General features: G+C 69.9%; 18 protein-coding genes. 12 read left to right on the forward strand and 6 right to left on the reverse strand.

Annotation, left to right across the window (positions count from 1 at the left end; translation table 11 throughout):
• Nucleotides 1–7 precede the first annotated feature (7 nt).
• Genes EZM51_RS02715 through sdhC form a run of 4 tightly spaced genes read right to left on the reverse strand, consistent with a single transcriptional unit; the run spans nucleotide 8 to nucleotide 3,467 of the window.
• Complete coding sequence (locus EZM51_RS02715) at nucleotides 8–766, reverse strand: succinate dehydrogenase iron-sulfur subunit (protein ID WP_136706669.1); 759 nt, start codon at nucleotides 764–766, stop codon at nucleotides 8–10.
• Between the two features lies 1 nt (nucleotide 767).
• The gene (gene sdhA / locus EZM51_RS02720) at nucleotides 768–2,576 is read right to left on the reverse strand and encodes a succinate dehydrogenase flavoprotein subunit (protein WP_136706670.1); all 1,809 of its coding nucleotides are present in this window, start codon (nucleotides 2,574–2,576) and stop codon (nucleotides 768–770) included.
• Nucleotides 2,577–2,583: 7 nt separating this feature from the next.
• The gene (locus tag EZM51_RS02725; protein ID WP_136706671.1) at nucleotides 2,584–3,030 is read right to left on the reverse strand and encodes a succinate dehydrogenase hydrophobic membrane anchor subunit; all 447 of its coding nucleotides are present in this window, start codon (nucleotides 3,028–3,030) and stop codon (nucleotides 2,584–2,586) included.
• A gap of 14 nt (nucleotides 3,031–3,044) precedes the next feature.
• Nucleotides 3,045–3,467 (reverse strand): succinate dehydrogenase, cytochrome b556 subunit, encoded by a 423-nt coding sequence (gene sdhC / locus EZM51_RS02730; RefSeq protein WP_136706672.1) that lies wholly within the window; start codon nucleotides 3,465–3,467, stop codon nucleotides 3,045–3,047.
• 207 nt (nucleotides 3,468–3,674) lie between these two features.
• On the opposite strand from sdhC, the gene EZM51_RS02735 reads away from it, so the two are divergent.
• The 11 genes from EZM51_RS02735 to EZM51_RS02785 all read left to right on the forward strand — a co-directional run bounded on the left by EZM51_RS02735 (nucleotide 3,675) and on the right by EZM51_RS02785 (nucleotide 15,315).
• Nucleotides 3,675–4,799, forward strand: coding sequence for a mannose-1-phosphate guanylyltransferase (locus tag EZM51_RS02735; RefSeq protein ID WP_136706673.1), 1,125 nt, complete (start codon nucleotides 3,675–3,677; stop codon nucleotides 4,797–4,799).
• A gap of 24 nt (nucleotides 4,800–4,823) precedes the next feature.
• Complete coding sequence (locus EZM51_RS02740) at nucleotides 4,824–5,885, forward strand: BMP family ABC transporter substrate-binding protein (RefSeq protein WP_136706674.1); 1,062 nt, start codon at nucleotides 4,824–4,826, stop codon at nucleotides 5,883–5,885.
• A gap of 171 nt (nucleotides 5,886–6,056) precedes the next feature.
• Nucleotides 6,057–7,151 (forward strand): BMP family ABC transporter substrate-binding protein, encoded by a 1,095-nt coding sequence (locus EZM51_RS02745; protein WP_136706675.1) that lies wholly within the window; start codon nucleotides 6,057–6,059, stop codon nucleotides 7,149–7,151.
• Between the two features lie 179 nt (nucleotides 7,152–7,330).
• A complete protein-coding gene (locus EZM51_RS02750; protein WP_136706676.1) occupies nucleotides 7,331–8,848 on the forward strand; it encodes an ABC transporter ATP-binding protein in 1,518 nt (505 codons plus the stop codon).
• Complete coding sequence (locus EZM51_RS02755) at nucleotides 8,845–10,230, forward strand: ABC transporter permease (protein ID WP_136706677.1); 1,386 nt, start codon at nucleotides 8,845–8,847, stop codon at nucleotides 10,228–10,230. The genes EZM51_RS02750 and EZM51_RS02755 overlap by 4 nt, the downstream gene beginning before the upstream one ends.
• Nucleotides 10,227–11,516, forward strand: coding sequence for an ABC transporter permease (locus EZM51_RS02760; protein ID WP_136706678.1), 1,290 nt, complete (start codon nucleotides 10,227–10,229; stop codon nucleotides 11,514–11,516). The genes EZM51_RS02755 and EZM51_RS02760 overlap by 4 nt, the downstream gene beginning before the upstream one ends.
• A gap of 58 nt (nucleotides 11,517–11,574) precedes the next feature.
• The gene (locus EZM51_RS02765; RefSeq protein WP_136706679.1) at nucleotides 11,575–11,994 is read left to right on the forward strand and encodes a cytidine deaminase; all 420 of its coding nucleotides are present in this window, start codon (nucleotides 11,575–11,577) and stop codon (nucleotides 11,992–11,994) included.
• Entirely contained in the window at nucleotides 11,991–13,292 is a 1,302-nt protein-coding gene (locus EZM51_RS02770; protein WP_136706680.1) for a thymidine phosphorylase, read from the forward strand. The genes EZM51_RS02765 and EZM51_RS02770 overlap by 4 nt, the downstream gene beginning before the upstream one ends.
• A gap of 97 nt (nucleotides 13,293–13,389) precedes the next feature.
• Nucleotides 13,390–14,511 (forward strand): adenosine deaminase, encoded by a 1,122-nt coding sequence (locus EZM51_RS02775; RefSeq protein WP_248305424.1) that lies wholly within the window; start codon nucleotides 13,390–13,392, stop codon nucleotides 14,509–14,511.
• Between the two features lie 46 nt (nucleotides 14,512–14,557).
• Nucleotides 14,558–15,034, forward strand: a complete 477-nt coding sequence (locus EZM51_RS02780) for a PTS sugar transporter subunit IIA (RefSeq protein WP_136706681.1) — start codon at nucleotides 14,558–14,560, stop codon at nucleotides 15,032–15,034.
• Complete coding sequence (locus EZM51_RS02785; RefSeq protein WP_136706682.1) at nucleotides 15,031–15,315, forward strand: PTS sugar transporter subunit IIB; 285 nt, start codon at nucleotides 15,031–15,033, stop codon at nucleotides 15,313–15,315. Before EZM51_RS02780 ends, EZM51_RS02785 begins: the two co-directional genes overlap by 4 nt.
• A 34-nt stretch (nucleotides 15,316–15,349) precedes the next feature.
• Here EZM51_RS02785 and EZM51_RS02790 read toward each other — a convergent pair whose 3' ends face one another.
• Nucleotides 15,350–17,062: a phospho-sugar mutase gene (locus EZM51_RS02790; RefSeq protein WP_136706683.1), complete on the reverse strand. Its 1,713-nt coding sequence runs from the start codon at nucleotides 17,060–17,062 to the stop codon at nucleotides 15,350–15,352.
• Between the two features lie 10 nt (nucleotides 17,063–17,072).
• Entirely contained in the window at nucleotides 17,073–17,900 is an 828-nt protein-coding gene (locus tag EZM51_RS02795) for a purine-nucleoside phosphorylase (protein ID WP_136706684.1), read from the reverse strand.
• Nucleotides 17,901–17,984: 84 nt separating this feature from the next.
• On the opposite strand from EZM51_RS02795, the gene EZM51_RS02800 reads away from it, so the two are divergent.
• Nucleotides 17,985–19,415, forward strand: coding sequence for an NAD(P)H-quinone dehydrogenase (locus EZM51_RS02800; RefSeq protein ID WP_136706685.1), 1,431 nt, complete (start codon nucleotides 17,985–17,987; stop codon nucleotides 19,413–19,415).
• Nucleotides 19,416–19,896 lie beyond the last annotated feature (481 nt).

The following is a 19,896-nucleotide window of genomic DNA, read 5'->3' on the forward strand; positions in this document are numbered from 1 at the left end:
CGACGCGTCACGGCCTGCCGCGCATGATCGCCTGCTTCACCTCGGCGATCGCCTTCGTCACCTCGATGCCACGCGGGCACGCCTCGGTGCAGTTGAAGGTGGTGCGGCAGCGCCACACGCCCTCCTTGTCGTTCAGGATGTCGAGGCGCACGTTCGCGGCGTCGTCGCGGTCGTCGAAGATGAACCGGTGCGCATTCACGATGGCCGCGGGGCCGAAGTACTGGCCGTCGGTCCAGAACACGGGGCACGACGAGGTGCACGCCGCGCACAGGATGCACTTCGTGGTGTCATCGAAGATCTCGCGCTTGGCGATCGACTGGATGCGCTCCTTGCCGGCTTCGGGCCGCGAGTTCGCGATGAGGAACGGCTGCACCTCGCGGTAGCTCGCGAAGAACGGCTCCATGTCGACGATGAGGTCCTTCTCGAGGGGGAGGCCCTTGATCGCCTCGACGTAGATGGGCTTCGAGATGTCGAGGTCCTTGATCAGCGTCTTGCAGGCGAGGCGGTTGCGACCGTTGATGCGCATGGCGTCGGAGCCGCAGATGCCGTGCGCGCACGAACGGCGGAACGTCAGCGAGCCGTCCTGCTCCCACTTGATCTTGTGCAGGGCGTCGAGCACGCGGTCGGTCGCGTACATCTCGACGTCGAAGTCCTGCCAGCGCGGCTCGGTGTCGACGTCGGGGTCGAACCGGCGGATCAGGAAGGTGACGGTGAACGACTGGATCGCGGCATCCGTCGACGTGGTCTCGAGCGTGGCGGTGGACACGTCAGTACTTCCTTTCCATCGGCTGGTAGCGGGTGACGGTCACGGGTTTCCAATCGAGCCGGATGTGGTCGTCGGCGAGCGAGGACTGCGGGTCGCCCGAGAGATAGGCCATGGTGTGCCGCATGTACTGCTCGTCGTCGCGGTTGGGGAAGTCGTCGCGCATGTGCCCGCCCCGGCTCTCCTTGCGGTTGCGCGCCGAGAACACCACGACCTCGGCGAGGTCGAGGAGGAATCCGAGCTCGACGGCCTCGAGCAGGTCGGTGTTGAAGCGCTTGCCCTTGTCCTGGACGGCGACGTTGCGGTAGCGCTCGCGGAGGCGCGCGATGACCTCGGTGACGTGGGCGAGGGACTCGTCGGTGCGGAACACCTGGGCGTTCTTGTCCATCTCGTCCTGCAGTTCCTTGCGGATCGCGGCGATCCGCTCGGTGCCGTTCGAGTTGCGGAGCTCGTCGAGCATGCGCCGCACCGCACCGGCCGGGTCGTCGGGCAGCGGCGTGAAGTCGACGCCCTTGGCGTATTCGACCGCGTTGCGGCCCGCCCGCTTGCCGAACACGTTGATGTCGAGCAGCGAGTTGGTGCCGAGGCGGTTGGAGCCGTGCACCGAGACGCACGCGCACTCGCCGGCCGCGTAGAGCCCGGGCACGACGGTCGTGTTGTCGCGGAGCACCTCGGCGGCGACGTTGGTGGGGATGCCGCCCATGGCGTAGTGCGCGGTCGGCATGACCGGCACCGGCTCGTACACCGGGTCGACGCCGAGGTAGGTGCGGGCGAACTCGGTGATGTCGGGCAGCTTCGTCTCGAGCACCTCGGCGCCGAGGTGCGTGCAGTCGAGGAGGACGTAGTCCTTGTGAGGACCGGCGCCACGCCCCTCGGCGACCTCCTGCTGCATGCAGCGGCTCACGATGTCACGCGGGGCGAGGTCCTTGATGGTGGGCGCGTACCGCTCCATGAAGCGCTCGCCGCTCGCGTTGCGCAGGATGGCGCCCTCGCCGCGCGCGCCCTCGGTGAGCAGGATGCCGAGGCCCGCGAGGCCGGTCGGGTGGAACTGGAAGAACTCCATGTCCTCGAGCGGAAGGCCCTTGCGCCAGACGATGCCGACGCCGTCGCCGGTGAGGGTGTGGGCGTTCGAGGTGGTCTTGAAGATCTTGCCGAAGCCGCCGGTCGCGAAGATGATCGCCTTCGCCTGGAACACGTGCAGTTCGCCCGTGGCGAGCTCGTAGGCGACGACGCCCGAGGGCTGCTGGACGCCGTCGACCTCGCTCATGACGAGGTCGAGCGCGTAGAACTCGTTGTAGAACTCGATGCCGAGCTTCACGCAGTTCTGGAAGAGGGTCTGCAGGATCATGTGGCCGGTGCGGTCGGCCGCGTAGCACGCGCGTCGCACCGGCGCCTTGCCATGGTCGCGCGTGTGGCCGCCGAAGCGGCGCTGGTCGATCTTGCCCTCGGGCGTGCGGTTGAACGGCAGGCCCATGTTCTCGAGGTCGATGACCGCGTCGATGGCCTCCCTGGCGAGGATCTCGGCCGCGTCCTGGTCGACGAGGTAGTCGCCGCCCTTGACCGTGTCGAAGGTGTGCCACTCCCAGGTGTCCTCCTCGACGTTCGCGAGGGCGGCGGCCATGCCGCCCTGCGCGGCGCCCGTGTGCGAGCGGGTCGGGTACAGCTTCGAGATCACCGCGGTCCGCGCACCGGGCCTGGCCTCGATCGCCGCGCGCATCCCGGCGCCGCCGGCGCCGACGATGACGACGTCGTACTGGTGGTGGTGGACACCGTCGACGACCTTCGTCTCGACGGGGGCGCTCTCAGGATTCACGTTTCTCCTAGACGGCGGGGCAGAACGAGGGAAGCAGGTCGGCAGGGGCGCCGGCGGGGCAGGGGTCGAAGGTGAACACGACGAGCGTGCCGAGCACGATGAGCACCACCGCGGCGGCCAGGAGCGCGCCCTTCAGCACCTTCTGCACGACGCCGGGGCTCGTGTAGTCGTTGACGAGCGTGCGCATGCCGTTGGCGCCGTGGATGAGGGCGAGCCAGAGCATCAGCACGTCCCACCACTGCCAGAACGGGTCGGCCCACTTGCCGCCCACGAATCCGAAGTCGATGGCCTTCACGCCCTCGCCGACCATGAGGTTCACGAAGAGGTGGCCGAAGATGAGCACGATGAGCACGACGCCGGAGGCGCGCATGTAGATCCAGCCCCACTTCTCCCAGTTCATGCCGCGCCGGGGGGCGGGGCGCACCGGGCTGCGAGGCGCTTCGATGGCAGTCATGTCGCAGGCCTCCTCTAGTGGCTGAAGACGTTGATCAGGTGGCGGGGCACGAAGGCGAGCATCGTGACGATCCAGAGGGCGATGACGACGTAGAACAGCACGCGCTGGTGCCGCGTCGCCCAGGTCCAGAAGTCGACCAGGATGATCCGCAGGCCGTTGAAGGCGTGGAAGACGATGGCACCCACGAGCGCGACCTCGCCGAGGCCCATGATGGGCGTCTGGTAGGTGCCGATCACCGCGTTGTACGCCTCGGGGCTCACCCGCACGAGGGCCGTGTCGAGCACGTGCACCAGGAGGAAGAAGAAGATCGCGACACCGGTGATCCGGTGCAGCACCCACGACCACATTCCCTCGCGGCCGCGATACAGCGTGCCGCCCGGCTTCTGCTTCGCCGGCTTGGCGGGTGCGGTCAGGGTTCCTGCCGAGTTCTCTGGCATGAACAACCCTCCCTGGCTGTGTGAGATGGCCCGTGACATGCGGGCGCGACGGGCCGGAAGCCCGGTTCAGAGTCTAGTCCCGCGTCGCGAGCGGCGTTGCGGCGGGGCGCCCGACTCTCTCGACGTCGAGATATCTCGGTGAGGATGCCCCGAGCGGCACGCACATCGTCGGAACCGAGTCGGTGCATGGCCGCTATCCTCGAACGCATGTCCGACGCACCCCTCCCGCTCGACGGCTTCTACGCCGTCATCCCAGCCGGCGGCGTCGGCTCACGGCTCTGGCCGCTGTCCCGCGCCGACGCGCCCAAGTTCCTGCATGACCTCACCGGGTCGGGCCAGACGCTGCTCAAGGACACGTGGGACCGACTCGCGCCCATCGCCGGCGAGCAGCGCATCATGATCGTGACCGGCCGGGCGCACCGGGCCGCCGTCGAGCGGCAGCTCCCGGACCTCGCCGACGCCAACATCGTGCTCGAGTCGGAGCCGCGCGACTCCACGGCGGCGATCGGCCTGGCCGCCGCCATCCTCGAGCGGCGCGAGCCGGGGGTCGTGATCGGCTCGTTCGCCGCAGACCACGTGATCTCGGGCGAGGCCCTGTTCCGCTCGGCGGTCGTCGACGCGGTCGCCGCCGCGCGGGCCGGCTACATCGTGACCATCGGCATCACGCCCACCGAGCCCGCCGTCGGCTTCGGCTACATCGAGTGCGGCGGCCCGGTCGCCGTGCCCGGGGCCAAGCTCGTCGAAAAGGTGGCGGACTTCGTCGAGAAGCCCGACCTCGAGTCGGCGCGGCGCTACCTCGAGGGCGGTCGCCACCTCTGGAACGCCGGCATGTTCATCGCGAAGGCCTCGACCCTGCTCGACGAGCTCGCGCGCACGAAGCCCGACCTGCATGCGGGCCTCGTCGAGCTCGCCGCGGCGTGGGACGACCCGGCCACCCGCGGACCTGCGGTCGACCGCATCTGGCCGAAGCTCGAGAAGATCGCCATCGACTACTCGATCGCGGAGCCCGCCGCTGAGGAGGGGCGACTCGCCGTCGTCCGCGGCCACTTCCAGTGGGACGACGTGGGCGACTTCGCATCCCTCGCCAAGCTCAACACGGCGGGCCGGTCGGGCGAGCTCGCGATCCTCGGCGAGCACGCCCGCGTCCTGGCCGACGCGTCGAGCGGCATCGTCGTGAGCCGGTCGAATCGGGTGATCAGCCTGATCGGCGTGCACGATATCGTCGTGGTGGACACGCCCGACGCACTCCTCGTGACCACGAGCGAGCACGCCCAGCGGGTCAAGGCGGTCGTCGACGCCCTCCGGCTCGGCGGATCGAACGACGTGCTCTGAGCACGCGAGAGGAAGGGGCAGCGGATGTCGGTGCGTCGATGGGTCGGCCTCGGGGCGACGGTGGTCGCGGCATCCGTGGCCCTGGCGGCGTGCGCCCCCGCGCCCGAGTCCGGCGGTGAGGATGCCGCGAGCGAGTCGTGCGTGCGGATGGTCACGAACTCGGGCGGTCTCGAGGACCGCTCGTTCAACCAGGCGAGCTGGGAGGGCCTGCAGCGCGCCGAGGCCGAGCACGACATCGACGCGGAGGCGATCGTCTCGACAGGCGAGACCGACCTGGCGCCGAACGTGCAGCAGGCGGTCGACTCGGGCTGCGAGCTCATCGTGACGGTCGGCTGGGAGCTCGCCGACGCCACGCTCACGCAGGCGGAGGCCAACCCCGACCTCGCCTTCGCCATCGTCGACGAGACCGTCGACGCCCAGAACGTCAAGCCGGTCGTGTTCGACACCGCGCAGGCGTCGTTCCTCGCGGGCTACCTCGCCGCGGGCGTGTCGAAGACCGGCGTCGTGGCGACGTTCGGCGGGGGCAACCAGCCGCCGGTGACCCTCTTCATGGACGGCTACGTCGACGGCGTCGCGGAGTACAACCGGGCGCACGGCACGGCGGTGCGCGTCCTCGGCTGGGACAAGGCCGCGCAGGACGGCGCGTTCACGGGCGACTTCGAGGACATCAACAAGGGCAAGGCGCTCTCCGAGAGCCTCATCGACCAGGGGGCGGACGTGATCCTTCCGGTCGCCGGCCAGGTCGGTGAGGGCGCGACGTCGGCCGCGCTCGAGCGCGGCGGCGTCTCGGTGATCTGGGTCGACAGCGACGGCTACGAGTCGCTCGCGGCGGAGTTCCGGCCGGTGCTGCTCACGAGCGTGCTGAAGAACACGCAGGACGCCATGGTCGAGATCGTCGGAGCCGTGCTCGACGACACCTTCACGAGCGAGCCCTACGTCGGCACGCTCGAGAACGGCGGCGTCGAGATCGCGCCGTACCACGACCTGGCGCCGCTCGTGAGCGCCGAGCTCGACGCCGAGATCGATGAGCTGCGCGGGCGGATCATCTCGGGCGACCTCGTCGTGGAGTCCCCGAGCGCGCCCTGATCGACGGTCGCCCGGCGATGACCGGGCTTTTCTGCTCATATGAGCAGAATGTCGCGTCTTCATAACCATTGCGTGTCCGCCGCCCCGGGGGCCTGAGCGCTCGGCGCAACATTCGGTAACGTGACTGCACGAGTCCCACGGAGGTTGGGGCCGAAGTCTTTGGAGGACACAGTGAAGATCACGACCAGGAAGGCCGCCCTCAGCGGCCTTGCCATCTTCGGCGCAGCCGTGCTGCTCGCCGGCTGCGCATCCGCTCCCGAGGACACCGACGGCGGCGATGGGGGCGAGGCCATCGACTTCCTGCCCTGCATGGTCTCCGACGCGGGCGGCTTCGACGACAAGTCCTTCAACCAGTTGAGCTTCGAGGGCCTGCAGCAGGCGGCCGAGGAACTCGGCGTCGACACGATCGAGGTCGAGTCGCAGTCCGAGACCGACTACGCGCCGAACCTCACGAGCCTCGTCGACCAGGGCTGCGACCTCATCGTCACCGTCGGCTTCGCGCTCTCGGCCGCGACGGTCGAGTCGGCCCTGGCGAACCCCGACATCGAGTACGTCATCATCGACGACGCCGCCGACAACGACTTCGACGGCACCATCGACGCCGAGAACATCAAGCCGATCCTCTTCGACACCGCGCAGGCGGCGTTCCTCGCCGGCTACGCGGCGGCCGACTTCACGACCACCAACACGGTCGGCACCTTCGGCGGCATGAACTTCCCGACCGTCTCGATCTTCATGGACGGCTTCAAGCAGGGCGTCGACCACTACAACACGGAGAAGGGCAAGGGCGTCACGGTCCTCGGCTGGGACGGCACCGACGGCCTGTTCACCGGTGGCTTCGAGGCCAACGACACGGCCCGCCAGACCGCGCAGAGCCTGATCGACCAGAACGTCGACGTGCTCCTGCCCGTCGGTGGCCCGATCTACCAGTCGGCCGCCGCCGCCATCCGCGAGGCCGGCCGTGACATCGCCATGATCGGCGTGGACGCCGACTTCACCGAGACCGACCCGTCGGTCGCCGACCTGATGCTGACCTCGATCCTCAAGGGCATCGACGTCGGTACCTACGAGGCGGTCCTCGCCGCGGGCGAGGGCAACTTCGACCCGACGCCGTTCATCGGCACGCTCGAGAACGAAGGCGTCGGCATCGCACCGTTCCACGACTACGAGTCGCTGGTCTCCGACACGCTGCAGGGCGAGCTCGACGACCTGAAGGCCGCGATCATCGCGGGCGACATCGAGGTGACGTCCTACCTCGCCGGATAACCCTTCGGCAGGCTCAGGGACCATTTCAATCGGGGAGGTCGGCGGTCGCCGGCCTCCCCGATCCGCGTCCGGACGCGCACCGGTGCGCTCACGCCAACATCTGAGCGCGCGCCATCCGGGCCGTTCAACATTCGCGCAGCATCTCCAACGGATGCAGCCATCTCAGTAGGATCGGGGACATGAAGCTCGAACTTCGCGGCATCACGAAGCGATTCGGCAGCCTGGTCGCCAACGACCACATCGACCTCACCGTGGAGGCCGGCGAGATCCACGCCCTCCTCGGCGAGAACGGTGCCGGCAAGTCGACGCTCATGAACGTGCTCTACGGCCTCTACCAGGCCGACGAGGGCGAGGTGCTCCTCGACGGCGAGGTGCAGCACTTCCAGGGTCCCGGCGATGCGATGGCGGCGGGCATCGGCATGGTGCATCAGCACTTCATGCTCATCCCGGTGTTCACGGTCGCCGAGAACGTCATGCTGGGCCACGAGTCGACGAAGGCCGGCGGTGTGCTCGACCTCGCGGCCGCACGTGAGAAGGTCGATGAGATCTCCCGGCGGTTCGGGTTCCACGTCGATCCCGACGCGGTCGTCGAAGACCTGCCGGTCGGCCTCCAGCAGCGCGTCGAGATCATCAAGGCGCTCTCCCGCGATGCCCGCGTGCTCGTGTTCGACGAGCCGACCGCGGTGCTCACGCCGCAGGAGACCGATGAGCTGATGGGCATGATGCGCCAACTGAAGGAGACGGGCACCTCGATCGTCTTCATCACGCACAAGCTCCGCGAGGTCCGCGAGGTGGCCGACCGCATCACGGTCATCCGCCTGGGCAAGGTCGTGGGCGAGGCTGCGCCGACGGCCTCCAATGCCGAGTTGGCATCCATGATGGTCGGACGCGCGGTCGAACTCACGGTGCACAAGGACGAGCCGAAGCTCGGCGATGAGGCCCTCGTGGTCGACCATCTCAGCGTCATCGACCATCTCGGCCATCTCGTCGTGAACGACCTGAGCTTCACCGTTCGGCGGGGCGAGATCCTCGCCGTCGCCGGCGTGCAGGGCAACGGGCAGACCGAGCTCACCGAGGCGCTCCTCGGCCTGCATCCGCGGGTGCAGGGCTCGGTCACGCTCGACGGGCAGGAGCTCGTCGGCTCGAGCGTGCGCAGGATCCTCGACGCGGGCGTCGGGTTCGTTCCCGAGGACCGCACCGAGGACGGCCTCGTCGGCGAGTTCACGATCGCCGAGAACCTGATGCTCGACCGGAGCTCGGGTCCGCCGTTCGTCCGCGCGGGCAACCTGCAGCGCGGCGCGCTCGCCGAGTTCGCGCGCGAGAAGGTGGAGGAGTTCGACATCCGCACGCAGGGCATCGACGAGTGGGCGAACCGGCTGTCGGGCGGCAACCAGCAGAAGGTGGTGCTCGCCCGCGAACTGAGCCGCGAGCTGCGCCTCCTCGTCGCGGCGCAGCCGACGCGCGGCGTCGACGTCGGCTCGATCGAGTTCATCCACAAGCGCATCGTCGCGGCGCGCGACTCGGGGGTCCCCGTGGTCGTGGTCTCGACCGAACTCGACGAGGTCGCCGCCCTCGCCGACCGGATCATGGTGATGTATCGCGGGCGCATCGTCGGCATCGTGCCGGGCGACACGCCGCGCGAGGTGCTCGGCCTGATGATGGCCGGGGAAACCCCCGCAGAAGGAGCCGCCGCATGAGCGACCCCACCGAGCCGCGGGGCGACGCCCCCGGCGTGAACGAGCCCGACGCCGACGTCGCCCTCGAGGAGTCCGTGGCCGCGTCGCCCGACAAGGGCACGGCCGCACAGGACGCCGAGGCCGCCGGATCCGGCCCCGGCCCCAGGGCGGCGGGCGGAGCCGACGTGCCGCCGCCGTCGAAGTGGCACACGATGCTCAACCAGATCGCCACCGGCAACGCGATCATCTCGGTCTTGGCGGTGCTGCTGGCACTGATCGTCGGTGCGATCATGATCGCGTTCACCGACGAGCGGGTCCAGGAGACGATCGGCTACTTCTTCGCGCGGCCGGGTGACACCTTCGCGGCCATCTGGGATTCGGTCGCCGGCGCGTACTCGGCCCTGTTCCAGGGTGCGATCTACAACTTCCGGCGCGACACGTTCGCCGCCGGCATCCGGCCGCTCACCGAGACGCTGACGTTCGCGACGCCGCTGATCGCCGGCGGCCTCGGCGTCACGCTCGCGTTCCGTGTCGGCATGTTCAACATCGGCGGTCGCGGCCAGATGCTGATCGCGGCATCCGTCGCCGGCTGGATCGCGTTCGGCTTCGACCTGCCGTGGGGCATCCACATGCTCGTCGCCCTCGTCGGCGGCCTCGTCGGCGGTGCGCTCTGGGCCGGCATCGCGGGTGTCCTGAAGGCTCGCACCGGTGCGCATGAGGTCATCGTGACCATCATGCTGAACTACGTCGCGTTCTACCTGGTCTCGTGGATGCTGCGAACCCCCGGCCTGCTGCAGGCGCCCGGGTCGTCGAACCCGAAGACGCCGCCCATGAAGGAGACGGCGATCTTCCCCGAACTGCTCGGGCCGCAGTACAACCTCCACTTCGGCTTCGTGCTCGCGGTGCTCGCGACCCTCGTCGTGTGGTGGATCCTCAACCGGTCCAGCCTCGGGTTCAAGTTCCGCGCTGTCGGCATCAACCCGAACGCCGCGCGCGTGGCCGGCATCGACGTGAAGGGCGTGTACGTCTGGGCGATGCTCATCGCCGGCGCCCTGCTCGGCCTCGCGGGTGTCAGCCAGGTGCTCGGCACCGTCACCAGCGGATTCACGGCCGGCATCGACGCGGGTATCGGCTTCGACGCGATCACCGTGGCGCTCCTCGGCCGATCCACGCCGTGGGGCACGTTCATCGCCGGCATCCTGTTCGGCGCATTCAAGGCCGGCGGCTTCTCGATGCAGGCCGCCGAGGGCGTGCCGATCGAGATCGTGCTCGTCGTGCAGTCGCTCATCGTCCTGTTCATCGCGGCGCCGCCGCTCGTGCGCACGATCTTCGGGTTGCCCGATCCCGAGCGCAAGAAGAAGCGAGCACGCAAGAAGGCCATGAAGGAGGTGGCGGCGAAGTGAGCACCACCGCCGACCAGCGGCCCATCGCGCCGCAACCCGCCGCACTCGACACGACCACCGTGACGAGCTGGAAGGCGCCGATCGCCCTCGGCGTCTTCACCCTCCTCGGCCTCGCGCTCGCGGTGTTCGCGCCGCGACCGGGCGATACCACGTACCGGCTCTCGCTGGCGAGGGACGTCATCCAACTGCCCGAGCTCGTCGTGCCGACGATGCCCGCGCTGTGGTCCGTCATCGTGCTGCTCGCCCTCGCGACCGCGTACTCGGCCTACCTCGTCAGCCGGAAGCGCCGGGTGCCGCTGTGGCTCATCGTGGTCTTCGCGCTCCTGGCGGTCTTCGGCTTCCTCACCTGGGCCGGAGCCGGGGCATCCCTCCCCATGATCGGCCTCCTGTTCGGGTCGCTGAGCCTCGCCGTGCCGCTCATCTTCGGTTCGCTCGCCGGCGTCATCGGCGAACGATCGGGCGTCGTCAACATCGCGATCGAGGGCCAGCTGCTCGCCGGCGCGTTCACCGCCGCGGTCGTCGCTTCGGTGACCGGCCAGCCGCTGCTCGGGCTCGTCGCGGCCATGGTCGCGGGAATGCTCGTCGGCATGGTGCTCGCCGCGTTCGCGATCAAGTACTTCGTCGACCAGATCATCGTCGGTGTCGTGCTCAACGTGCTCGTCGTCGGCCTCACGAGCTTCTTCTTCTCGCAGGTTCTCGCACCGAACGCGGCCATCCTGAACACCCCGCCCCGGTTCGATCGCCTCCCGATCCCGATCCTCAGCGAGATCCCGATCATCGGACCGGTGCTGTTCCGCCAGACCCTCGTCGTGTACCTGATGTACATCGCGGTCGCGCTCGTCTGGTTCGGGCTCTTCAAGACCAGGTGGGGCCTGCGGACCCGCGCGGTCGGCGAGCACCCGCAGGCGGCCGACACCGTCGGCATCAACGTCAACCGCACGCGGTTCTGGAACGTCGCCCTCGCGGGCGCGATCGCCGGCCTCGGCGGCACGTTCTTCACGATCGGGTCGGGCATCGCGTTCAACCGCGAGATGACCGCGGGCGCGGGCTTCATCGCCCTCGCGGCCGTCATCTTCGGCCAATGGGACCCGATCAAGGCGACCCTCGCCGCGCTCCTGTTCGGCTTCGCCTCGAACCTGCAGAACACGCTCTCGGTGATCGGCTCGCCCGTGCCCAGCGAGTTCATGCTCATGCTGCCGTACGTCGTGACGATCTTCGCCGTCGCCGGGTTCGTCGGGAAGTCCCGCGCACCCGCGGCCGACGGCAAGCCGTACATCAAGTCCTGATCGGCGACGGACGTCTCCGATCTACCACGAACCGACTCATCCTGAACGGGGGAGCACCATGACCGCAACGGATGCGATCGACTGGGACTCGCTGCGCGAACGTGCGCGCGAGGCGATGGCGAAGGCCTACGTGCCGTACTCCGAGTTCCCCGTCGGCGCTGCCGCGATCGTCGACGACGGCCGCGTCGTCAGCGGCTGCAACGTGGAGAACGCGTCGTACGGGGTGACGCTCTGCGCCGAGTGCGGGCTCGTCTCGGCGCTCATCATGTCGGGCGGCGGCAAGCTCGTCGCCTTCACGTGCGTCGACGGCCACGGGGCCACGCTGATGCCCTGCGGCCGCTGCCGGCAGCTGCTCTACGAGCACTCCGCCGAGGGGATGCTCCTCGAGACGGTGTCGGGCCTGAAGACCATCGACCAGGTGCTTCCCGACGCCTTCGGCCCGCGCCAGCTCGCGGAGTTCCACGGGGCTCGGTCGTGACCGCCGTCGAGCGATTCGACGCCGTCGACCTGATCCGCGCCAAGCGCGACGGCCATGAGCTCGAGACCGCGGAGATCGACTGGCTGATCGACGCGTACACCCGGGGCTACGTCGCCGACGAGCAGATGTCGGCCATGACGATGGCGATCTTCCTCAACGGCATGACGCGCCGTGAGATCCGCGACCTGACCATGGCCATGATCGCCTCGGGCGAGCGCATGGACTTCTCGAAGCTCGGCAAGCCGACGACCGACAAGCACTCCACCGGCGGCGTCGGCGACAAGATCACACTCCCGCTCATGCCGCTCGTCGCGACCTTCGGCGTCGCGGTGCCGCAGCTCTCGGGCCGCGGCCTCGGCCACACCGGCGGCACGCTCGACAAGCTCGAGTCGATCCCCGGATGGCGCGCCGACCTCACGAACGACGAGATGTTCGCGCAGCTGCGAGACGTCGGCGGCGTCATCTGCGCCGCCGGTTCGGGGCTCGCGCCGGCCGACAAGAAGCTGTACGCGTTGCGCGACATCACGGGAACCGTCGAGGCGATCCCGCTCATCGCCTCGTCGATCATGTCGAAGAAGATCGCCGAGGGCACCGGAGCGCTGGTGCTCGACGTGAAGTTCGGTTCGGGGGCGTTCCTCCAGGACATCGAACGCTCTCGGGAGCTGGCCCGCACGATGGTCGAGCTCGGCGAGGACGCCGGCGTCGCGACATCCGCCCTCCTCACGAACATGAACGTGCCGCTCGGGCGCACCATCGGCAACGCGAACGAGGTGCGGGAGTCGGTCGAGGTGCTCGCCGGCGGGGGGCCGTCCGATGTCCGCGCGCTCACGGTCGCGCTCGCCCGGGAGATGCTGGAGCTCGCCGGCGTGCACGACGCCGATGTCGAGTCCGCGCTCGACGACGGCTGCGCGATGGACACCTGGCGCCGGGCCATCTCCGCGCAGGGGGGAGACCCCGACGCGGCACTGCCGATCGCCCGGGAGCGGCACGTCGTGACCGCCGACCGCGACGGCGTGCTCGTGGCCCAGCAGGCGCTGCCGTTCGGCATCGCCGCGTGGCGTCTCGGTGCCGGGCGCGCCCGCAAGCAGGATCCCGTGCAGCACGCCGCCGGCATCGACCTGCACGCGAAGCCGGGCGACGCGGTGCGGAAGGGCGAGCCGCTCTTCACCCTGCACGCCGACGAACCCGAGCGCTTCGCCCGTGCGCTCGAGGCCGTCGAGGGTGCGTATCGCATCGGCGACGCCGGCGACCCGATCGAGGACGGCGGCCCACTCATCGCCGACCGCATCGGCCGATGACGTCGCCGCCGGCGCTCGCTCGCCGATCACGGATGGCGCGCGGCGTGGCTTCGAGAATGCCGAGACTTCGCGGCGGGCGCGCCGCTATCGTTGAGTCGTGAACACGATTCCGACGGAGTATCGCCTCGAGGGCGACGGCACGAGCATCCAGGAGCTGCCGAAGATCTCGCTGCACGACCACCTCGATGGCGGTCTGCGTCCGCAGACCCTCCTCGAGCTCGCCGACGAGCTCGGGCTCGAGCTGCCCGCGTCCGACGCCGAGGGGCTCGGGGCCTGGTTCTCGGAGCAGTCCAACTCCGGCTCCCTCGTCGAGTACCTGAAGACGTTCGACCTCACGACCGCCGTCATGCAGACGCGCGAGGGCCTCACGCGCGTCGCACGCGAGTTCGTGCAGGACCTCACGGCCGACGGCGTGATCTACGGCGAGATCCGGTGGGCGCCCGAGCAGCACCTCGCACGCGGGCTCTCGCTCGACGAGGTCGTCGAGGCCGTGCAGGCCGGCATCGAGCAGGGCATCGACGACGCGCGTCACCAGGGCCGCGGCATCCGTGCCGGACAGCTCGTCACGGCCATGCGCCACCACGACCGCGGACTCGAGATCGCCGAGCTCGCGGTTCGCCACCGCGACCGCGGCGTCGTCGGCTTCGACATCGCAGGTCCCGAGGCGGGGTTCCTGCCCAGCCGCCACCGCACCGCGTTCGACTTCCTCGCCGGGCAGTTCGTTCCGGTCACGGTGCACGCGGGCGAGGCCGATGGGCTCGACTCGATCCGCAGCGCGCTGTTCGACGGCCGGGCGCTCCGGCTCGGCCACGGGGTGCGGATCGCCGAGGACCTCACCATCGAGCGGCAGGACGACGAGAACACGTACGTGTCGCTCGGGCCGGTGGCGCAGTGGATCCGCGACCGCGAGATCGCCCTCGAGCTGAGCCCCTCCTCGAACCTGCAGACCGGTGCCATCGCGGCGTGGGGCGACGAGCTCGTCGACCACCCGTTCGACCTGCTCTACCAGCTCGGCTTCCGGGTGACGGTGAACACCGACAACCGCCTGCAGAGCGGCACCAGCCTCACGCGCGAGCTCGCCCTGTTGAGCGATGCGTTTGGATACGACCTCGAGGACTTCGAGACGTTCCAGCTGAATGCCGCCGCGGCATCCTTCCTGCCGCTCGACGATCGGGAAGAGCTCGTCGAACTCATCCAGGACGGCTTCGACCGAGCCTGAACGCCCCCACCGGTCTTCCCCTCTCCGCCGCCCCGATCGGACCAGCATGACCCCGCTCCCGCCGCTTCCCGACACCGCCGTGGTGCTCGGCGCGCAGGTCTCCGACTGGCGCGCCGCCGTGCGCGAGGCGGGCCGGGCGCTCGCCCGCTCGGGCGCCGCCCGGGTGGAGTACGCCGATCGCATGATCGCCGTGATCGAGGAGTTCGGCGCCTACGTGGTCATCGCCCCCGGGCTGGCGCTCGCGCACGCGCGACCCGGTCCCGACGTCCGTCGCGAGGGACTCGCGGTGGTCACGCTGGCCGACCCGGTGGCGTTCGGCCATCCGCACAACGACCCGGTGCGGGTCGTCATAGGTCTCGCCGCCTCCAGTGCGGAGGAGCATGTGGCTTCGGTCGCGCAGCTCGCGAATGCGTTCAACGACCAGCGCATCGTCGGTCGCATCGCCCGCGCCGCCTCGCCAGCCGAGGTGCGCGACCTGCTGGGCCTCGCGGCGCCCGCCGTCGACGGCGCGGTCGGCGCATGAGGATCGTCGCCGTCTGCGGGGTCGGCATCGGCACCTCGGCGATCCTGCAGGTGAACGCCGAGCGTGCGCTGTCCCGGCTCGGGCTCACGGCCGACGTCAGCGCGAGCGACCTCGCGAACGTGGCGGATGCCGCGGCCGACGCCCAGGTGATCCTCACGTCGACCGAACTCGCCGACGCGGTACGCGCGGCCATCGGCCGCAGCTACGCCGAGATCATCGAGGTCGTCAACTACTTCGACGTGGAGGAGATCGCGGGCAAGCTCGAGGCGTCGCTCGGCTGAGGTTGAGGCCGCTCGCGACCGCCGCGCTCGCGCCTCAACCCGCGATGAGCTCGCGCATGCCGGCCTCGATGCGGGCGACCGCGTCGGTTGCCGCCGCGCGACGCTCGGCGACCGAGCCCTCGGTGCCGACCGCGTCGATGTAGACCTTGAGCTTCGGCTCGGTCCCGCTCGGACGCACCATGACGCGACCGCCGCCCTCGAGCACGATGCGCAGCACGTCCGACGGAGGAAGCGCCCCGAACCCGTCGACGAGATCCTCGATCCGCTCCACCCGGATGCCGTCGACGGCGGCGGGCGGCTCGGCGCGCAGGCGTGCCATGATCTCGCCGATGCGAGAGAGGTCGGTGACGCGCAGTGAGATCTGCGCGGAGGCGTGGCATCCGAACCGCTCGATGAACTCGTCGAGATGGTCGGCGACCGTCTTCCCGGCCGCCTTCAGGTCGGCGGCGAGCGAGAGGAACGCGAGCGCGGCCGAGATGCCGTCCTTGTCGCGCACGGTCTCGGGGTTCACGAGATAGCCGAGTGCCTCCTCGAAGCCGAACACGAGCCCCGGTGCGCGTGAGATCCACTTGAATCCCGTGAGGGTGGCCTGGAAGTCCAGGCCGTACGCCTTCGCGACGGCCTCGAGGCCCGGCGACGACACGATCGAGCAGGCGAGCGTGCCGTTCGGCCCGCCCTCGCCGGGAGCCGCCGCGGCGGCGCGTCGCGCCGCCCGCCAGCCGAGGAGCAGGCCCACCTCGTTGCCGGTGAGACGGCGGTAGCCCTCGGTCGACGCCGCGTCGGGGATCGCGACGGCGAGCCGGTCGGCGTCGGGGTCGTTCGCGATGACGAGCTCCGCATCGGCCTCGCGGGCGCGCGCGAAGCTGAGATCCATCGCACCGGGCTCCTCGGGGTTCGGGAACGCGACGGTCGGGAACGCGGGATCGGGCGAGATCTGGTCGTCGACGACGGCGGGCGCGTCGAAGCCGGCGACCGCGAGCACGCGGGCGGTCGTCTCCCATCCGACGCCGTGCATGGCCGTGTACACCACGCGAGGCTGCGCCGACGGGGCGTCGGCGACGAGCGCGGTCTGACGCACGTACTCGTCGATGACCGATTCGGGCGCGGTCTCGAACTCGCCACGGGGCAGTTCGGGCACCGTCGTCGACTCGGCGACGCGGAGGATGTGCGCGGCGATCTCGGCGTCGGCGGGAGCCACGATCTGCGAGCCGTGGTCGGCGCCGCCGAGGTAGACCTTGTAGCCGTTGTCGTTCGGCGGGTTGTGCGATGCGGTGACCATGACGCCCGCCGAGGTGTCGAGGTGGCGCACCGCGAAGGCGAGCACGGGCGTCGGCAGCATCTGCGGCAGAAGCACGGCACGCACGCCGGCGCCCGCCATGATCGCCGCCGAGTCTCGGGCGAACACGGCCGAGTTCTTGCGGCCGTCGTAGCCGACCACGACCGACGGCGTCGTGCCCGGCTCGGCGTGCTCGAGGAGGTAGGCGGCGAGCCCCGCCGCGGCCTGCGACACGAGCACCCGGTTCATCCGGTTCGGGCCCGCGGCGATCTCGCCGCGAAGGCCCGCGGTGCCGAACGCGAGACGCGTGTCGAATCGGTCGGCGAGGTCGGCGGATGCCGCGGGGTCGCCCGAGCGGGCGGTTTCCACGATCGCCGAGAGCTCGGCGCGGGTCTCGGGGTCGGGGTCTTGCGCGATCCATGCCTCGGCGAGGGCGAGGCGCTCGGCGTCGACGGGGTTCAGCTGCGACATCCGGTGCCTCCTAGAGTTCTCCGACGATCTTCGCGAGCAGGGCCGAGATCACGGGCTCGGCGGCGCGGCCGGCCTCGAGCACCTCCTCGTGGCTGAGCGGGGTCTGCTGGATGCCGGCGGCGAGGTTGGTCACGAGCGACATGCCGAGCACCTCCATGCCGGCCTGGCGCGCCGCGATCGCCTCGAGCGCGGTGGACATGCCCACGATGTGGCCGCCGATGGTCTTGGCCATCTGCACCTCGGCCGGGGTCTCGTAGTGCGGGCCGCGGAACTGCACGTACACGCCCTCGTCGAGGCTCGGGTCGATCGAATGGGCGAGGTCGCGCAGTCGCTTCGAGTACAGGTCCGTGAGGTCGACGAACGTGGCGCCCTCGAGCGGCGAGGCGGCGGTGAGGTTGATGTGGTCGCTGATGAGCACGGGCGTGCCGGGAGTCCAGTGCTCCTTGATGCCGCCGGCGCCGTTGGTGAGGATCATCGTCGTCGCCCCGGCGGCGGCCGCGGTGCGCACCGAGTGCACCACGCGGCGAACACCGTGTCCCTCGTAGAAGTGGGTGCGAGCACCGATGACGAGCGCGCGCTTGCCGCTCGGCAGGGCGACCGACCGGAGCGTGCCGCCGTGGCCCTCGAGCGCGGGCGCCGAGAAGCCGGGCACCTCCGTGGCCGGGAACGTGTGCGTCGTCTCGCCGATGAGGTCGGCGGCCCGGGCCCAGCCGCTGCCGAGGGTGAGTGCGAGATCGTGATGGGCGACGCCCGTGAGCTCGGCGATCTTCGCGGCGGCCTCGGCGGCGATGGCGAAGGGATCGGCGGCGGGGTCGTCGAGAGGGTTCGCAGCATGCATCCCACCACTCTAATGAGCGGGCGGATGCCGCGGCGGCGGGTGCTCGTGTGCGGGCGTCCGGCGGGGATGCGACAGAATGTGAGCATGGCCTACGAGTTCGAGCGCACGCAACGCATCGCCGTCCTCGGGGGTGGTCCGGGCGGGTACGAGGCCGCACTCGCGGGCGCGCAGCTCGGCGCCGAGGTCACCCTCGTCGAGCGGGCGGGCGTCGGCGGCTCGGCGGTGCTCACCGACGTGGTGCCGTCGAAGTCGCTCATCGCGACCGCCGAGGCGTCGAACGCGGTCAAGGAGGCCGCCGACCTCGGCGTGCAGTTCTACGCCAGGGGCGCCGGCGACAAGGCGGTGAAGCCCGATGTCGCGATCAACCTGGCCGCCGTCAACAAGCGGCTCCTCGGACTCGCCGCCCAGCAATCGGAGGACATGCGGTCGAACCTGATCGACGCGGGCGTGCGCCTCGTGCAGGGGGAGGGGCGGCTCGACGGCTCGAACGCCATCATCGTGTCGACGGCCAAGGGCGGCACCGACTTCGATCGCATCGAGGCCGACACGCTCGTGCTCTCGGTCGGCGCGACCCCGCGGGTGCTGCCGACCGCCGTGCCCGACGGCGAGCGGATCCTCACGTGGAAGCAGGTGTACGACCTCCCCGAGATCCCCGAGCACCTCATCGTCGTCGGGTCGGGTGTCACGGGCGCGGAGTTCGCCTCGGCGTATCGGGCCCTCGGCGCGAAGGTCACGCTCATCTCGAGCCGCGACCAGGTGCTGCCCGGCGAGGATGCGGACGCGGCATCCGTCATCGAGAAGGTCTTCAAGCGCAACGGCATGAAGGTGATGAGCAAGTCGCGTGCGGCGTCGGTGGTGCGCGACGGCGACTCGGTCGTGGCCACCCTCTCGGACGGCCGGGAGGTGCGCGGCAGCCACTGCCTGATGGCGGTCGGCTCGGTCCCGAACACGCGCGACATCGGCCTCGAGGAGGCCGGCGTGCAGCTGTCGGACAGCGGGCACATCCGCGTGAACCGCGTCGCGCGCACGTCGATGCCGAACATCTACGCGGCCGGCGACTGCACCACCTACGTCCCCCTCGCGTCGGTCGCGTCGATGCAGGGACGCACGGCGGTGTTCCACGCGATGGGTGACATCGTGAATCCGCCCGAGGAGCGCAACATCACCTCGAACATCTTCACCCAGCCCGAGATCGCGACCGTCGGCTGGACGCAGAAGGACATCGAGGAGGGCGTGGTGCCCGGCGTCATCTACAAGCTGCCACTCGCCTCGAACCCGCGGGCGAAGATGATGGAGATCCGTGACGGCTTCGTGAAGCTCTTCGCGTCGAACGGCTCGGGCGCGATCATCGGCGGCGTCATCGTGGCGCCGAAGGCGTCGGAGCTCATCTTCCCGCTCGCGCTGGCGATCGAGCACCGCCTCACCGTCGACCAGTTCGCCGAGGCGTTCCCCGTGTACCCGTCGCTCACGGGTTCGCTGACGGATGCCGCGCGCGCCATGCACATCGTGCGCTGACCTCGGGGGCCTGCGCTGGGGCCGGTCGCCCGCTCGGTCGGCTTCGCCGGCCGTGCGGCGACGCGTATGACGCCGCCGCCCACGACCTGCTCAGAATTCAGGAACTGGCGGCTGGTGCCCGTCGCTTTCGTGCACAGAATTCAGGTACCCGCCGCGCGGAAGGCGCGGTCGCTCGCTGGAATCACCGGCTGATCACGCGCGACACGTGGTTGCGTCCTGAATAATGAACGCGGCGATCGGATGTCGCGGGGTTGCCCTCCAGAATTCTGGGCATCGAGTTCTCCTCCACATGGTGGGAATCGGGGAGGGCGCTCACCGGCGGCGATTCCGACGCCCACGCGGGCGTCGACTCGTTCGATGATCCCGGAATGTCACGTCTTCCTGAGGTCCTCGATGAGTTGTCCAGTATTCAGGAACCCGAGTTCCGGGGCATCCGCACGGTTGTGCAGAATTCAGGCAGGGATGCACGGAGCACGGGTTC

Origin of the sequence: Agromyces sp. H66, assembly GCF_004959775.1 — a bacterium.
In the GTDB taxonomy this organism is placed as follows: domain Bacteria; phylum Actinomycetota; class Actinomycetes; order Actinomycetales; family Microbacteriaceae; genus Agromyces.

Excerpts from the sequence above, each read along its gene's own strand:
- EZM51_RS02740 (WP_136706674.1), top strand. The coding sequence starts at position 4,824 with ATGTCGGTGCGTCGATGGGTCGGCCTCGGGGCGACGGTGGTCGCGGCA.
- EZM51_RS02755 (WP_136706677.1), top strand. The coding sequence starts at position 8,845 with ATGAGCGACCCCACCGAGCCGCGGGGCGACGCCCCCGGCGTGAACGAG.
- EZM51_RS02750 (WP_136706676.1), top strand. The coding sequence starts at position 7,331 with ATGAAGCTCGAACTTCGCGGCATCACGAAGCGATTCGGCAGCCTGGTC.
- EZM51_RS02780 (WP_136706681.1), top strand. The coding sequence starts at position 14,558 with ATGACCCCGCTCCCGCCGCTTCCCGACACCGCCGTGGTGCTCGGCGCG.
- EZM51_RS02765 (WP_136706679.1), top strand. The coding sequence starts at position 11,575 with ATGACCGCAACGGATGCGATCGACTGGGACTCGCTGCGCGAACGTGCG.
- EZM51_RS02800 (WP_136706685.1), top strand. The coding sequence starts at position 17,985 with ATGGCCTACGAGTTCGAGCGCACGCAACGCATCGCCGTCCTCGGGGGT.
- EZM51_RS02735 (WP_136706673.1), top strand. The coding sequence starts at position 3,675 with ATGTCCGACGCACCCCTCCCGCTCGACGGCTTCTACGCCGTCATCCCA.
- EZM51_RS02725 (WP_136706671.1), bottom strand. The coding sequence starts at position 3,030 with ATGACTGCCATCGAAGCGCCTCGCAGCCCGGTGCGCCCCGCCCCCCGG.
- EZM51_RS02785 (WP_136706682.1), top strand. The coding sequence starts at position 15,031 with ATGAGGATCGTCGCCGTCTGCGGGGTCGGCATCGGCACCTCGGCGATC.
- EZM51_RS02795 (WP_136706684.1), bottom strand. The coding sequence starts at position 17,900 with ATGCATGCTGCGAACCCTCTCGACGACCCCGCCGCCGATCCCTTCGCC.
- EZM51_RS02790 (WP_136706683.1), bottom strand. The coding sequence starts at position 17,062 with ATGTCGCAGCTGAACCCCGTCGACGCCGAGCGCCTCGCCCTCGCCGAG.
- sdhC (WP_136706672.1), bottom strand. The coding sequence starts at position 3,467 with ATGCCAGAGAACTCGGCAGGAACCCTGACCGCACCCGCCAAGCCGGCG.